Annotated in this window: 14 protein-coding genes; 13 read left to right on the forward strand and 1 reads right to left on the reverse strand. The window is 41.9% G+C overall.

Annotated elements, in window-relative coordinates; genetic code table 11:
• The first annotated feature begins 113 nt into the window (after nt 1–113).
• Together EFA47_RS04245 and EFA47_RS04255 are read left to right on the forward strand one after the other, a co-directional pair.
• Complete coding sequence (locus EFA47_RS04245; RefSeq protein ID WP_122642127.1) at nt 114–1496, forward strand: RNA-binding domain-containing protein; 1383 nt, start codon at nt 114–116, stop codon at nt 1494–1496.
• A gap of 409 nt (nt 1497–1905) precedes the next feature.
• Complete coding sequence (locus tag EFA47_RS04255; RefSeq protein WP_235853209.1) at nt 1906–2112, forward strand: helix-turn-helix domain-containing protein; 207 nt, start codon at nt 1906–1908, stop codon at nt 2110–2112.
• 321 nt (nt 2113–2433) lie between these two features.
• Here the strand turns inward: EFA47_RS04255 and EFA47_RS04265 are convergent, their stop codons facing one another.
• On the reverse strand, nt 2434–3402 hold the full coding sequence (locus tag EFA47_RS04265; protein WP_122642128.1) for a helix-turn-helix domain-containing protein: 969 nt from the start codon (nt 3400–3402) through the stop codon (nt 2434–2436).
• A 179-nt stretch (nt 3403–3581) separates the two neighbouring features.
• On the opposite strand from EFA47_RS04265, the gene EFA47_RS04270 reads away from it, so the two are divergent.
• From EFA47_RS04270 to EFA47_RS04320, 11 genes are all read left to right on the forward strand, one after another.
• A complete protein-coding gene (locus EFA47_RS04270; RefSeq protein ID WP_235853210.1) occupies nt 3582–4304 on the forward strand; it encodes an energy-coupling factor transporter transmembrane component T in 723 nt (240 codons plus the stop codon).
• A gap of 14 nt (nt 4305–4318) precedes the next feature.
• Nucleotides 4319–5806, forward strand: coding sequence for an ABC transporter ATP-binding protein (locus EFA47_RS04275; protein WP_122642129.1), 1488 nt, complete (start codon nt 4319–4321; stop codon nt 5804–5806).
• Nucleotides 5807–5826: 20 nt separating this feature from the next.
• Entirely contained in the window at nt 5827–6420 is a 594-nt protein-coding gene (locus tag EFA47_RS04280) for an MptD family putative ECF transporter S component (RefSeq protein ID WP_122642130.1), read from the forward strand.
• Nucleotides 6421–6452: 32 nt separating this feature from the next.
• Complete coding sequence (locus EFA47_RS04285; RefSeq protein ID WP_122642131.1) at nt 6453–8267, forward strand: ABC transporter ATP-binding protein; 1815 nt, start codon at nt 6453–6455, stop codon at nt 8265–8267.
• Nucleotides 8264–10048, forward strand: a complete 1785-nt coding sequence (locus tag EFA47_RS04290) for an ABC transporter ATP-binding protein (protein WP_122642132.1) — start codon at nt 8264–8266, stop codon at nt 10046–10048. The genes EFA47_RS04285 and EFA47_RS04290 overlap by 4 nt, the downstream gene beginning before the upstream one ends.
• A gap of 474 nt (nt 10049–10522) precedes the next feature.
• Nucleotides 10523–11416: a LysR family transcriptional regulator gene (locus tag EFA47_RS04295; protein ID WP_122642133.1), complete on the forward strand. Its 894-nt coding sequence runs from the start codon at nt 10523–10525 to the stop codon at nt 11414–11416.
• Between the two features lie 185 nt (nt 11417–11601).
• Nucleotides 11602–12117, forward strand: a complete 516-nt coding sequence (locus EFA47_RS04300; protein ID WP_122642134.1) for a flavodoxin — start codon at nt 11602–11604, stop codon at nt 12115–12117.
• Nucleotides 12118–12180: 63 nt separating this feature from the next.
• Nucleotides 12181–13170 (forward strand): aldo/keto reductase, encoded by a 990-nt coding sequence (locus EFA47_RS04305; RefSeq protein ID WP_122642135.1) that lies wholly within the window; start codon nt 12181–12183, stop codon nt 13168–13170.
• 8 nt (nt 13171–13178) lie between these two features.
• On the forward strand, nt 13179–14156 hold the full coding sequence (locus tag EFA47_RS04310; RefSeq protein WP_122642136.1) for an aldo/keto reductase: 978 nt from the start codon (nt 13179–13181) through the stop codon (nt 14154–14156).
• On the forward strand, nt 14143–14391 hold the full coding sequence (locus EFA47_RS04315) for a cupin domain-containing protein (protein WP_330511917.1): 249 nt from the start codon (nt 14143–14145) through the stop codon (nt 14389–14391). The genes EFA47_RS04310 and EFA47_RS04315 overlap by 14 nt, the downstream gene beginning before the upstream one ends.
• Nucleotides 14392–14407: 16 nt before the next feature.
• A complete protein-coding gene (locus EFA47_RS04320) occupies nt 14408–14752 on the forward strand; it encodes an SDR family oxidoreductase (protein ID WP_330511919.1) in 345 nt (114 codons plus the stop codon).
• The last annotated feature ends 55 nt before the right edge of the window (nt 14753–14807 follow it).

Genomic DNA, 14807 nt, shown 5'->3' on the forward strand with positions numbered 1-14807 from the left:
GGCACTGGATAATAAAATAAATTTTGCGATGCCGTTACAATGCCAATACAGTGCCATTTCTGGTGGAGTTTATCCTGAAATGCGCTATACTGTTTGGGGAGGTGTGATAGACAATGAACTTAGGAAAAGAATCGGAGACATTGGAATTCAAAAAAACTACTGGCGAACTGAAAGAAGCTATGATTTCGATTTCTTCTATTTTGAATAAGCATGGCGTTGGAACTTTATATTTTGGCGTAAAGCCAAATGGTGATGTGATTGGGCAGGATGTGTCGGAATCATCTCTTAGGGATGTGTCCAGATTCGTATATGAATTCATAAAACCACAGATATATCCTGTGATACAGGAAGAAATTCTGGATGACTGTCATGTAATTAAGGTAGAGTTTCATGGGGAGGATTATCCTTATTCTGCTGCGGGAAGATATTATTTGAGGACAGCGGACGAGGACCGGGAAGTAACACCTGCGGAACTAAGGCAGTTTTTTGTTGCGAATGAATATAAGGAAAAATGGGAGAAAGCGAAATCGCAATGCCTTGTAAAGCAGGTTGATAAAGCCGTTGTAAAGGCTTTTTGCGAAAGGGCGATTGTTGCAGGACGCATGGTGGATGGAAGATATACTGTACAGACCGTGTTGAAAAGATTCGGATTTGTGGATGGAGATCATTTGACGAATGCCGGAAATGTTTTGTTTGGGAATTCGCATCCGGTAACTTTAAAAGCGGCCGTTTTTGCAACGGATGAAAAACTTACATTTTTGGATATGCAGATGTATGAAGACAATATTTTGAATCTTCTTGGAATAGCGGAAAAATATATTTTGAAAAACATAAATTGGAAAAGCGAGATTGTCGGTATGGAGAGAGAGGAGATCCCGGAAATTCCAGTTGCGGCTGTGAGGGAGATTTTAGCGAACAGCTATGCCCATGCAGTGTATAACGGTAGTACATACCATGAAATTTGCATACATCCGGGGAAGGTTACTATATATAGTCCAGGTTCTTTTGCGAGTACATACAGTCCGGAAGATTATATTAACAAAAATCCCCAGTCTTCTATACGGAATGCCGCAATTTCCAAAATTCTGTACTTGAATAAGTCAATTGAGCAGTTTGGAAGCGGATTTAAGCGTATCAACAGTTTATGTAAGGATGCAGGGACAAAGTATTCGTATGAATTTGCGGACAATGGATTTACATTTATTTTTTATAGAAAGACAAAAAATATTCTTGCACGGAAGATTGAAAATAAGACAGATGGCACTGTAAATGGCATTGAAAGTGGCACTGTAAATATTTCCTTGAACAAGAATGAGCAGGCAGTATATGGTCTGCTTGGGAAGAATCCTTATTACACAAGACAGGAACTGGCAGATACTACATCAAAGTCATTGAGGACAATCCAGCGGACACTGGATTCTTTGCGAAAGAAAGATTTAATAGAGAGAATTGGAAGTGATAAATCAGGATATTGGAAGGTTAAGAGTCTTGATTGAATAAAATAATTAATCTACGTTGGCAGCAAGAACAAATGTTCGTATAATGTGATTGTCGCTACATTAGGATGGCATCGCGCGATAAAACTGACAGGTCGGTTGACTTTCCCTTTTTCTGACTTCAGTAGGGAAGGCGATATATCTGAAATATGAAATCGGCTCAACGGCATAAGTTGCCGAGATCAATCGGGCAATCTGTGAAGTGAGAATCGTAAGACGGAGCGGAGATTTTTATATTGTTTGATTTGGAACAAGTGGGGGAATCCAAGTACGGAGCAATCGGCTGTTTGAAACAGCAGAGCTTGCTGAATCTTCTATTAGAAAACAGAAAGAGCAGAAACAAGGATACCGTTCTTTATATGACTATCTGCATTGACTTGGTATGGAAAGGAATAAAACTTTCTGAAAAATGGCAGAAATGCTGAATGTGTCGGCCCCGTTCTTAACTGATGTGGAAAAAGACAGACGCAATCCCTTTGATATCGAAAAACTTACCCAACTCGCAAATATCCTGAATCTTTCAAAGGAAGAAAACGCACTCATGCTTGATTTGGCTGGAAAAAAGAGGAATGCAGTAACTCCTGATTTACCGGAATACATAATAGAAAGAGATTGATGTTATTGGGGAAAATCTCGTTGATGAGTTTATGCCAGAGGCACTTAGGACTCCGCAGGAGATAGACATTGATTTGTTTGTTCAAGATTATCTCGGTATGGAGCAAGACTTCCAGTACCTGTCACATTGTGGTTTGTATCTTGGGATGACCGTATTTAATGATAAGGATAAAATACCTGTCTATAATCCGGCGAAGTATTGTGCTGAGTATATTAGTGCAAAGGCTAATACGGTAATAATTGATAATAGCTTACTGGAAGAAAATCAAGAACACAGGTACCGGTTTACTATGGGACATGAAAATATCTTAATATCTAACATTCACTTCTTTATTAATTTCCTATATTCTCTTGGCAATAAACCAGTAACACGTTGAAACTGTTTTGCAAAACTTTCAGATCGGTCATACCCAACTGCCTGTGCAATTTCAGCAATGCTCAAATCCGTAACAAGCAATAAATGTTGTGCTTGCCCTACTCTTTTTTGTAAAATGTAATCATAAAGTGTACAGCCAAAACATTCCTTAAATGCAGCTTTTAACTTGGTCTGCCCCATGAATGAAATCCGGCACAATCTCTCGATAGGCACTGAAAAGGTATAATGGTTATCCAAATAAGCTGCGACTGCGGAAAGATTATCTTGATTTTGTTCTGTTAAGTGTAACTTGTTTTTCTTCTCTAGATTACTCCGTGCCTTCTCCATAATCAGAGATACTGCTTCTAAAATTTTCCCCTCATAAAACATCTTGGCTGTAAGACCAGTTCCCCGATAACCCTCAATTTGTTTTAATATGGCGATTAGTTCAGGAAAATCAGTTCCTATTTGCATTCTGCGAAATGCCTCGCTGGGATCAATATATTCTCCTGGAAATCTTTCTCGTAAATATTGTTGATAGAATTTCGGCATGATCGTAAAGCTGATACTTTGCAGCGGAATGTTTTTGTGATAGATCGCCTGATATACCTTATCACTTTGCCCAATCTGCGCTTGCAGGCTATTGGGCGAAAGCTGGCAATAAGGGCGGAACTCTTCACCAGATACAGAGGTATAGTAGGTCACAGACAGAAATTCATGTTCCGGACATTCTAACATAAAATCATCATAAAAAAGAAAGTCACGGATTGTAATTTCAAACATGTTTTCATAAAAATAAACCCAAAAGTGACCTTGCCCTTTTTCTACGCTTAAAGTATAGCAGGTAAACTCTTTGTAAGGCTCTTTGTGTTCATTATCTAAGTAAAAGCCGCCGTCCGAAAGCATAGAGTGATATAGCTCTTTTATTGGTTTCATAAGATTACTACTTAATACGCCATTTCGACGCACTTATACGCCGATACGACGTTCCTTCCTCTGGTTTATTGTGAAATCCTCAGACCTGGAGTATACTGATATACATTGGTTAGTTACAACTAATTTCTTAGTATTATACCATATTCCTATCATTTCAGCAAGAAAAAGGTGGTGAAAATATGCAAATGGATTTTAAGGCTTCCAGACCTGATCCACGAGTTCTAATTATCCAGATTGTCGTGGTATCAGTATTGGCGTCTGTCTTCCGAAATCTACTTGCGCTGTTTCTTTTGGTGTTAATAGTAGATATTATATTGCTGTTTCAGTGCGGCTGGAAAGTGTTTGTAAAAAATCTTATAGGTTATGGAGCGATATTGTTACTCCTTCTGGGACTACAATGGATTTATATCCCTGTTATTTCGGATTTATTTCCTCTGTTTCTTATGTTGATGTCAAGGCTTTATCCGGCGTATCTTGCAGCAAGAGTATTGATTGAAAAGGCTCCAATGGATGAACTTCTTTTTTCACTGGAAGTGTGGAGAGTGCCTAAGTTGGTTCTGATTCCTTTATCTGTCATCTATCGTTACATACCCACAATTCTAAAAGAGATTGGATATATTCGGGAAAGCCTTAAAATGAGGAACCTTAAATCTTCTGTTTGGGATACATTCAAACACCCTATGCAATATGCGGAAAATTTTTTAGTCCCACTTTTATACCGAAGTGAAAAAATATCGGAAGAATTATCCGCTGCTTCTATTTGCAAGGGTTTGAGTACGAAGCGTAGGAGGACATGCTGCACAAAAGTGAAGCTGTGTAAAATGGATATGTTCTATCTGTTCTGTATGGTCCTTCTTGCAGCAGGTTTAGTATGTATCAATGATTACATCATTTTATTTTGAAAGGAGGCAATCCTATGCATCCACCTGTTATAGAGTTTTCAAACTTTAGTTTTCGCTATCACGACGCTGGCCGTGAAAGTTTGTCAAAAATCAATCTTTCCGTTCAAAAAGGCGAGTTTATTCTTTTGACGGGACACAGCGGTTGTGGAAAAACTACTTTAACCCGATGTATCAATGGCTTAATACCAGATTTTTTTGAAGGAGATTTGTCTGGGAGCTGCCGTATTTGCAATATGAATATAAAAGAGCATGAAACCGGAGATTTTTCATCGTTGGTTGGTTCTGTATTTCAAGACCCGCGCTCTCAGTTTTTTACGCTCCATGTAAAGACAGAGATTCCTTTCCCAAGTGAAAATCTGGAAACTCCTTTGGAAAAAATGCAGACACAATATAAAAAATCAGTGGACGCGCTAGAAATTCAGGATTTATTAGGAAAAAACATTTTTGATTTATCCAGCGGTGAAAAGCAGAAAGTAGCAATCGCTTCTATCTATATGGTTGGTGTAGGCATTTATGTTTTAGATGAGCCGTCTGCCAATCTTGATTCCGTTGGTACAGAGCAGCTTCGGAAAGTATTAAAATCACTAAAAGAACAAGGCAATACGATTCTTATATCTGAACATAAACTCTACTATTTAAAAGGTTTGACAGATCGTGTTGCCATAATGAAAGACGGAAAAATTGCTTGTGAGATAGACGGACAGGACTTTGATAATCGTCCTATGGAATGGTTTACAGTGCAAGGCCTGCGTAAAGCGGATTTAACTCAAATTTTGCCAACATCTCATTCCAGTGATGTAAAGCAGGAAACATATTCTATAAAAATAGAAAAGCTCTCTTTTGGCTATTCTGGAAAACCATTATTGTGGCATGATGTATCATTTTCTGCCTATGGCGGTGAAATTGTAGGGATTATTGGAAAAAATGGTGCTGGAAAAAGCACATTGATCCGGACGCTCATGGGCCTTGAAAAACCTAAAACGGGGAAAATTTTAATCAACGGCAGCTATGCTGGCAAACAGCAAAGGCGGAAAAAATCTTTCTATGTCATGCAAGATGTTGATTATCAACTGTTTGCGCCTAATGTGCTGGAAGAAATGCTGATGGGAACAAAAAAGACCAAACCGGATAAAGATCGGGCAATTCACATATTAGAACGATTTGGCCTCAGTGAATATCTGAAAAGACACCCGACAATGTTATCTGGCGGACAGAAGCAGCGGCTTTCCATTGCACTTGCCAAAATGCACTGCCTTCCATTCCTTTATTTAGATGAGCCTACCAGTGGCCTTGACGCAAAGAATATGAAGATTGTTCAAGAAGAAATTAAAAAGTTGGCAGATCGTGGAACCTGTGTATTTGTGATTACCCATGATTATGAATTGGCCGCCAATCTTTTTACTTCACTCTTACTTTTACAGGAGGACTGTACGATACGATACATTTCTCCTGATGAGTATAGGCCGGAAAATCTGGCACAATATTTTCAAATCTCATTTTAAAGAAAAGGAGCGTGTTTTTTATGAGTAATCAAACAAAAGAAAGCAGAAAATTGAAAGACTTAATTCGTATCGGTGTGTTTACAGCCTTGTGGATAGCAGTAGGATGGGTTATTGCGTGTACGATAGGTTTTTTTCCGCCAGTTCTGGTTGTATTACCCTGCATACTTGCAGTTGCCGGAGGACTTATCTATGTCGTGATGCTTTCTAAATTGAATATCCGGGGTGGAATTTTTATTCCGTCCTTTATCTTTGGTCTCTGCTTATTTACAATGGTACCTTATGGAATGTTGTTTATTTGTACTTCTGTCGGCGGTCTGCTTGGGGAACTCATTTATGATACAGCTGGAAAGAACAGCAATAAAGCGAAGATAATCGGTATTTCCATGCCAATGATAGGTCTGGCATTAGGAGAATATATACCGCTCTGTTACATGGAAGAAGCATTCAAGAAACTTTATGAAGGTAGCTTTACAAGCGATATTGGAATGAAAGTTATTGAACTCCTCAGTACACAGCTTGCGATTGTACTGACTGCTGTTACTGTGGTGTGTGCGATACTTGGCTGCTTATGGGGAAATAAGATTGTAAAAAAGCGTCTTTCGAATGCAGAATAATTTATCCTTTGCCAGAAAGGAGTTGATTGTTTATGGGCAAAGAGAAAAAACAAAAAAACGGTATTCCTGGGTTATTAGAAATGGCCGGTCAGAAAAAAACCTTGATGATCGTTGGTGCTTCGCTTTCAACGATTGCGGCGCTGTTCCAATTAGCTCCGTATCTGGCTGTCTATAAAGTCATGACGGAACTTCTGCGCAATGCTGCAGATATTAGCCAAGTGGACACTTCTTATATGACCTTTTGGGCCTTATTCGGAACCGTCGGGTTGGTGATCTGCTATGTATTTATGTATATAGGTGGTATGATCGGCCATATAGCGGCCTACCGTACCCTTTATGGAATCCGTGTAAAGCTGTCCCAGCATATCAGTGGATTGCCCTTGGGGTGGTTCAGCCGCAATTCTATCGGTAAGGTAAAGCAGATTACTGAGCAGGACGTTGAACAGATTGAGATTTTTATTGCTCACCAGTTTCCAGATATGGTTAGTACCGTTGCCGTGATTGTATTTATGGTTGCCGTTATGTTCAGCCTGAATGTCTGGCTTGCTCTTGCCTGTATTATTCCAATTATCGTAGGTTTTGTTGTGCAGTTCTCCTTTATGTTTGGAGCAAAAGCCAAAGAGGGTTTGAAAGAATACTACGACGCAATGGAGAATATCAATACATCTTCTGTGCAGTATGTGAGAGGTATGCCCTCTATCAAAATTTTCGGACAGACTGTACGCTCTTTCCGAAAGTTCTATGATGACATTGTCGCCTACCGCGATATGACTACAAAATATGCAGACAATTACGAACCTTGTTATGTATTGTTCCGCGTATTTGTACTTTCGCTCTCCGCATTTATTATCCCTGTAGGTATGCTGTTCCTTACAGGAAATCCGCAGAATATGGCATTTGCTATGACACTGCTGTTTGTCCTGGTTTTTGCACCGGGAATTGCTACGCCTGTATTTAAGTTTAACAACTTTGGTTCCAGCTTCAACAATATCAATGAAGGCGTGCGGCGCGTGAACGAAGTGTTAAGCACAAATGAGGTAAAAGAACCGGAAATCAGTAAAAAACCCAATGGATATACGATTGAGTTTCACAATGTATCTTTTTCCTATGAGGACGGGCCAAAGGTCTTAGATCATGTGAGTTTTACTGCCGATCAGGGAGCAATAACGGCTCTTGTGGGACCCTCCGGGTCTGGAAAATCAACCATTGCACAGCTTATTCCCCGATTTTGGGACGTAAAGGAAGGCCGCGTAACGATTGGCGGCGTAGATATCCGGGACATGAAAACGGAAGCTTTGATGAATACCATGTCTTTCGTGTTTCAAGACTGCTTTCTATTTTCCGATACGCTCTATAATAACATTGCTGTGGGAAGACCCGGCGCAACAAAAGAAGAAGTCTATGCAGCGGCCAGGGCAGCACAATGTCATGAATTTATTGAAAAACTGCCCCAAGGTTACGATACCTTAATTGGGGAGGGAGGAGTATATTTATCGGGAGGCGAAGAACAGCGGGTTTCCGTAGCAAGAGCAATCTTAAAAAATGCTCCAATCCTGATTCTTGATGAGGCAACCGCCTATGCCGACCCAGAGAATGAGTATCAAATGCAGTTGGCGCTACAAGAATTGATTAAAAACAAGACTGTGTTGATTATCGCCCACCGCCTGATGACTATTCGGAACGCTAATAAGATTATGGTTATCAATCGCGGGATCATCGAAGAAGCAGGAACCCATGAGCAGCTTCTAAAAAATAAAAAAACCTACTATAAGATGTGGGTAGCCTATACAGCTTCGTCCGATTGGGAGCTGAAAAAAGGGACGGATAAGGAGGCGGCACAAGTATGAAAAAGACAAATCCTGTTTATCAGGTAACGGCTGGGAATCCTAAGAAACTGAAAAAGCCAGTTATCTGGACGGTTGTTACCAATGTAAATCTGTTTTCTTTTATGTTTCTGGCATTGTTTGTCATTACGATATATTCGTTCTTTGCTGGTGACACTGGTTCTCTGGATATTAAAACCCTATGGCTGTCTTGGGGCGGTATTTTGGTAACTTCCATTGTAGTCTATATTTTGGAGCGCAAAGCAACCCATGCAACTTTCCATGATGGTTATGCGGCCAGCGCAGACGGGCGAATCCGTCTTGCGGAGCATATCCGTAAACTGCCTCTGGGATTTCTTATGAGCAAGGATTCCGGTGAATTAGGAAATACCATGATGAACGATTTCAGCCAGATCGAGGAAGGTGTTACACACATTTTGCCGCAGCTTATCAGCGGTATCATTGTAGCGTTTCTGGCCCTGTTTGGAATGGCTTTTGCTGATTGGCGCATGGCGCTGGCAATGTTCGCAGGATTGCCTGTCACTTTCTTGATTCTTTGGGGTGTCCGTGTGATCGACCGCAAACGTGGCGCAGCACACACAAGAGCAAGAATTGAGCAGACAAACCGATTGCAGGAATATCTTACTGGAATGAAAGTTATGAAAGCGTATAACCTGCGGGGGGCAAATTTCAAAAAGCTGGAATGTGCTTTCCATAACTTTATGAAAGAAAGCATTAAGCTGGAAGGTGTATCTGGCCCGTTTTACTTGATAGCGGTTGCGTTCCTGCAAATCGGGCTTTCTATGATTACGATGGCCGGCACTTATCTGCTTATCGGCGGCACACTGGAATTGCCAATGCTGATTATCTTCCTTTTGGTTGGATCTCGTGTATTTGACCCATTAGTGAGCGCCATTACTCAGCTTCCCGTATTTACTTATCAGGCCGCTGGGGGAAAGCGTATTGTAGATTTACTGGAAGAACCCACTATGCAGGGCGATGGGGAAGTCCCGGAAGATCACAATGTTATCTTTGAGAATGTTACTTTTGGCTACAAGGTGAATTGCTCCGAAAGAGCAAGAGAGGGCAGCCTGGGCTGTGGGAAAGATGTGGTACTTCACAATGTCAACGCAAGTTTCCCGAAAGGAACCATGACAGCTATTGTTGGACCTTCCGGCAGTGGGAAAAGCACAATGCTTCGTTTGATTGCCAGATTCTATGACCCGCAGAGCGGCGTTGTCCGCTTTGGAGGAGTTGATGAAAAGACAGTTGACCCGGAGAAGCTAATGTCTAAAATATCCGTGGTCTTTCAAGATGTGTATTTGTTCCAGGATACCATTGGAAATAATATCCGCTATGGTAAGGAAAACGCTACACAGGGGGAGATTGAAGCAGCCGCGAAGCTGGCTCATTGCCATGATTTTATTATGGCTTTGCCAAACGGTTACAATACTATGGTTGGCGAGGGCGGTTCTACTTTATCGGGTGGGGAGAAACAGCGAATTTCTATTGCTCGTGCAATCCTTAAAGATGCACCTGTGCTGCTGCTTGACGAAGCAACATCTTCTCTTGATCCCGAAAACGAGGTGGAAGTGCAGCAGGCTATTGAGGAATTGGTAAAAGACCGCACCGTTGTGATGATTGCCCACAAATTAAAAACTATCGCCGGTGCCGATCAGATTATTGTACTGAATCAGGGTCAAGTAAAAGAAGTAGGGACTCATGAGGAACTAATGAAAAAACAAGGGTTATATCATCATTTGTGGAATATTCAGCAGACTACGGCTGGTTGGCAAATCAATTAAAGTTTCAGGATTTCACTGAAAAGTAGGCGTGTCATTTGGTCTTGACTTCATCGGGGAAAGTGTCAAAAAGAACGGATGGAAATGCTGCGGCAGTTAGCAATACAGTAGTTACAGATATTGGAAACAGCGAGTTTTAGTAATTTGCCTGAATTAGAATCGAGAAAACAAGGCATTACGGTTGAAGAAATGAGGGGGCAAATTGCTATGCGAATCAGAAAGGGTTTAAGCGATTCCGACCCGAATCGCCGATTACAGTGGGAATAGATTCTCTACGCTGAGATATGCCGGTACCGGAGGAATATTTGGACTATGTGTTAAAGTAGATTTACGAAGAAGAGGGCGAAGAAGTATTAAAACAATATATTAGAGATTAAGAATTCAATTTCTAAAAATAAAAAGTTTAGATTTTTATTTTTGATTTTCAGGGGTTTTTTTGCTAAACTTAAAGCAATTTAAAAATAAGGGGGGATAGTTTTGCTGCTAAGACAAATGAAATACTTTGTTTCCGTTGTAGACTGCAACAGCTTTACAGAGGCGGCGGAACAAAATTATATATCTCAATCAGCCATTTCACAGCAGATACAGGCATTGGAAAAAGATTTAGGCATACCTCTTATTATCCGGGAAAACCGCAAATTTTCCCTCACACCTGCCGGAGAATACTTTTACAATCACTGTAAAGGTATTTTAGACGAAGTGGAGGATTTGCGCAGGAATACTGTTCAGTTAGGAAAAGACTCTGAATTACAGCTTCGTATCGGGTATCTTAGATGTTACAGTGGTCAGGAGCTGCATGAGGCATTGGCAGAATTTTCCCAGACTTATCCAGAGGTGTCAATCAATATCATCAATGGAACCCATGAGGAATTATACGATCATCTTCGTTTTGGCACGGTGGATGTTGTCCTGACAGACCAGCGCCGCGCGTTTTCAGATGAGTATGTAAATTACCAGCTTCTTAAGTGTGGCTGCTATGCGGAACTTTCCACACGCAATAGGCTTAGCAGACAGGGATATGTGACACTGAAAGATTTAAGAAGCACACCTTGTATTTTGATTTCTTCCAGAGAACAACAAAATGTGGAGGAGGACTATTATAAGAATACGCTGGGCTTCGGAGGGAATTTTCTCTTTGCAGAGAATCTGGAGGAAGGCCGCCTGATGGTGGTTGGAAATCGGGGATTTCTTCCCATCGAGAGCGTTGGAACATTGCCGCCGGAGGGGCCTGCTATTCACAGACTCCCCATTTATCGAAATGGAAAACAGGTTCTTCGCAACTATTGCGTTTTCTGGCGTAAGGAACAGACCAATTATTACATAGAAGAATTTACAAATATTCTTCACCGCTTGCTGAAGCCTATTGAATAAGTTTAACATCGCACTGCGGCAGATAGGAAATAGGTTGCTTTGGCAACTTGCCGTAGGCAGAGAATCTCGCAAGCGGGATTCTATTTATATTCGCATAAGTTTTACTTATCAAAAACCGCAGAAATCCGAATTGCTGATTTTCTGATTTTGATTAAAATAGGAATCAGAAAAGGAGGTAGCAGACAATGAATAAAACATTGATCGTATATTATTCCCGGAAAGGCGAGAACTACTGGAATGGGAGCATTAAGGACTTATCAAAAGGCAATACGGAAGTCGTTGCAGAGATGATTCAGGAAATAACCGGAGGCGATTTATTTGAAGTGGATACCATAAATCCCTACGCAAAAGATTATCATACCTGCACAGAGGAAGCGAAGAAAGAACTTCAAAACAATGACAGACCGGAATTAAAAGGGTATCTGGACAGCCTTGAACCCTACGATACGATTTTCGTGGGTTATCCAAACTGGTGGGGAACGATGCCGATGGCCATGTTTACATTTTTAGAGCATTATGATTTATCTGGCAAACGGATTCTCCCCTTCTGCACCAATGAGGGCAGCGGAATGGGAAACAGTGAACAGGATTTAAAGAAAATCTGCAAAGGAGCATCGGTTGAAAAAGGACTGCCGATTCGAGGAACCCAAGCGGCTAATTCACGAAAGACAGTGGAAACATGGGTAAAAAGTTTCGGGTAAAGGCAGGACTTCTACAGGAGGAAAACAAATGAGTATTACAGAGGCTTTTGAGGAAGAGAAGAAATGAAATTTCGTATGTTAGGAAATTCAGATTTGAAAGTATTTCCTGTGGGACTTGGCTGTATGGGACTGAGCCAGAGTTATCCTCCCTTCCCGGATAAAAAGGAGGCTGTTTCTTTTCTACAGGAAGCAGTGGAAACGGGAGAAAATTTCTTTGACACCTCTGAATTGTATGGACTTTATGCAAACGAGGAATTAGTGGGCAAGGCGCTGAAACCCTACCGGGATCGAGTCGTGATTGCCACGAAGTTTGGCTGGAATATCCTGAATGGAGTCTGCCGCGGTCTTGACAGCCGCCCGGAAACAATCCGCAAGGCTGTGGAAGGTTCTTTGAAGCGGCTGCACACAGACTATATTGACCTTTATTACCAGCACCGGGTCGATCCGCAGGTGGCCATTGAGGAGGTGGCTGGTGCAGTACAGAAGTTGATGGAAGAAGGGAAGGTTCTGGCATGGGGACTTTCTGAGGCAGGCGTTCAGACCATCCGCAGAGCTCATACCATTCAGCCGTTGGCTGCGGTGCAGAGCGAATATTCCATGTGGTATCGGGAACCGGAAAAGGAACTTATCCCTGTGCTGGAGGAATTGGGAATCGGATTCGTACCGTTCAGTCCCCTGGGAAAGGGTTTTCTCACCGGAACCATAAAAAAAGATGCGGTATTTGCTGAGAATGATGTCCGTCATTCCATTCCAAGATTTAATAATCAGGAAAATCTTACGGCAAATCAGGAACTGGCAGAAGCCGTAAAGCAGTTTGCTGCTGAGAGAGAACTGGCTCCATCCCAGATTGCACTGGCCTGGCTGCTTCATCAGAAGGACTGGATTGTTCCCATTCCCGGAACGAAAACCGTATCCAGACTACAGGAAAATATGAGTGCGGCCTATGTAGAGTTAAAAGAGAAAGATTGGAATATTCTTGATGGAATTCTTCAGAGATTTCCAGTAGCAGGAAACAGATATTCAGAGAGTATGATGCAGATGGTGGGACGATAGGAGGAAGTATGGAACTGAGAAAATTAGGAACAAGTGGAATAAAAGTATCGCCAATAGGACTTGGCTGTATGGGAATTACTCATGCCAGCGGCACACCTATGGAGAAGAAAGACGGTGTGGAAGTGCTCAGGAAAGCTTACGAGATGGGATATACATTTTTTGATACGGCTGAGTGCTATACGGGGATTTATCCAAGCGGAGAAATTGCATATAACGAAGAAGTTGTCGGAGAGGCCCTGCGCCCGATTCGTAATAACATTGTGCTTGCTACAAAATTTGGAGTGCAGCATGGCGGGAATCATTTGATTATGGACAGCCGGCCTGAAACGATCCGTACTTCTGTGGAAGGAAGTCTAAAGCGTTTAGGAACGAATTATATCGATCTTTATTATCAGCATCGGATTGATCCCAATGTTGCACCGGAGGAAGTTGCTGGCGTAATGGAGGAACTCATCAAAGAAGGGAAAATTCGTGCATGGGGAATCTCAGAAGTGAATGAGGAATATCTGCGGCGCGCTCATGCAGTCTGCCCCGTTACGGCAATCCAGAATCGTTATTCTATGATGGCGCGTTGGTATGAACCATTGTTTCCTGTGGCAGAAGAATTGGGGATTTCCTATATTGCCTTTTCCCCGCTTGGGAATGGATTTTTGACTGGAAAATATGATAACCATACAAAATTTGAAGAAGGAAACGACTTCCGCAGTATAATGCCGCAATATACAGAGTCTGGTTATGAAAAAGGGCGTGAATTACTGACATTATTGCATGATCTGGCAGAGAAAAAATACGCAACGCCAGCACAGATTTCTCTTGCATGGATGCTGGCAAAGAAACCGTTTATCATTCCGATTCCGGGAAGCAGAAAACCGGAAAGACTAAAGGAGAATCTGGGAGCAGCAGAGATCGTTTTAGGGAAAGAAGAAATGGCAGAAATTGATGAGAAATTGAACACAATGGAGTTTGATGTGTTTGGCGGACATTAAAGATGGAGGTCAGCTTTTAATCTGTACTGCGGGGGAAGGCTGGTATCAGGAAGAAGGAAAAGAGGCGGTCAGTCTGGTTCCAGGCAGTGTCATTGTGATACCTGCAAATGTAAAACACTGGCATGGCGCAAAGGCAGATAGCTGGTTTTCTCACATTGCCTGTGAGATACCCGGTGAGGAGTGCGGCACAGAATGGTGCGAAGCAGTAACGGACAAGGAATATCATCGGCTTTAAGTGAAGGAGGGTTTCAATGAACACCCTTCATGCCTGCCAGATAGCAAAGCGGTGCAATGAAAAGCGAGTGATGGCAGAGGCTGTGAAATGGGGCGAGAAAGGCGCTCGCGTCAATTCCATTTCTCCGGGAATCGTGGTAACACCGCTGGCACTTGACGAGTTCAACGGCCCTCGTGGAGATTTCTATAAAAATATGTTTGCAAAGTGTCCGGCAGGCCGTCCGGGAACTGCAGATGAAATTGCAAATGTGGCGGAGCTTTTGATGAGTGATAAGGGCGCTTTTATTACCGGAGCAGATTTTCTGATTGACGGTGGAGCAACGGCCAGTTATTTCTATGGACCGTTAAAACAGGAACAATAAGCCTTGTCTGTCGGTAGATACCTTGGCTTTTAAATCAATGAAAGGAGAGATTCAA

The sequence above is a fragment of the Luxibacter massiliensis genome (assembly GCF_900604355.1).
Classification (GTDB): Bacteria; Bacillota; Clostridia; order Lachnospirales; family Lachnospiraceae; genus Luxibacter; species Luxibacter massiliensis.

Bases quoted from the DNA above. Each gene is read 5' to 3' on its own strand.
- EFA47_RS04245 (WP_122642127.1), top strand. From the start codon at position 114: ATGAACTTAGGAAAAGAATCGGAGACATTGGAATTCAAAAAAACTACT.
- EFA47_RS04255 (WP_235853209.1), top strand. From the start codon at position 1,906: ATGGCAGAAATGCTGAATGTGTCGGCCCCGTTCTTAACTGATGTGGAA.
- EFA47_RS04265 (WP_122642128.1), bottom strand. From the start codon at position 3,402: ATGAAACCAATAAAAGAGCTATATCACTCTATGCTTTCGGACGGCGGC.
- EFA47_RS04270 (WP_235853210.1), top strand. From the start codon at position 3,582: ATGCAAATGGATTTTAAGGCTTCCAGACCTGATCCACGAGTTCTAATT.
- EFA47_RS04275 (WP_122642129.1), top strand. From the start codon at position 4,319: ATGCATCCACCTGTTATAGAGTTTTCAAACTTTAGTTTTCGCTATCAC.
- EFA47_RS04280 (WP_122642130.1), top strand. From the start codon at position 5,827: ATGAGTAATCAAACAAAAGAAAGCAGAAAATTGAAAGACTTAATTCGT.
- EFA47_RS04285 (WP_122642131.1), top strand. From the start codon at position 6,453: ATGGGCAAAGAGAAAAAACAAAAAAACGGTATTCCTGGGTTATTAGAA.
- EFA47_RS04290 (WP_122642132.1), top strand. From the start codon at position 8,264: ATGAAAAAGACAAATCCTGTTTATCAGGTAACGGCTGGGAATCCTAAG.
- EFA47_RS04300 (WP_122642134.1), top strand. From the start codon at position 11,602: ATGAATAAAACATTGATCGTATATTATTCCCGGAAAGGCGAGAACTAC.
- EFA47_RS04305 (WP_122642135.1), top strand. From the start codon at position 12,181: ATGAAATTTCGTATGTTAGGAAATTCAGATTTGAAAGTATTTCCTGTG.
- EFA47_RS04310 (WP_122642136.1), top strand. From the start codon at position 13,179: ATGGAACTGAGAAAATTAGGAACAAGTGGAATAAAAGTATCGCCAATA.
- EFA47_RS04320 (WP_330511919.1), top strand. From the start codon at position 14,408: ATGAACACCCTTCATGCCTGCCAGATAGCAAAGCGGTGCAATGAAAAG.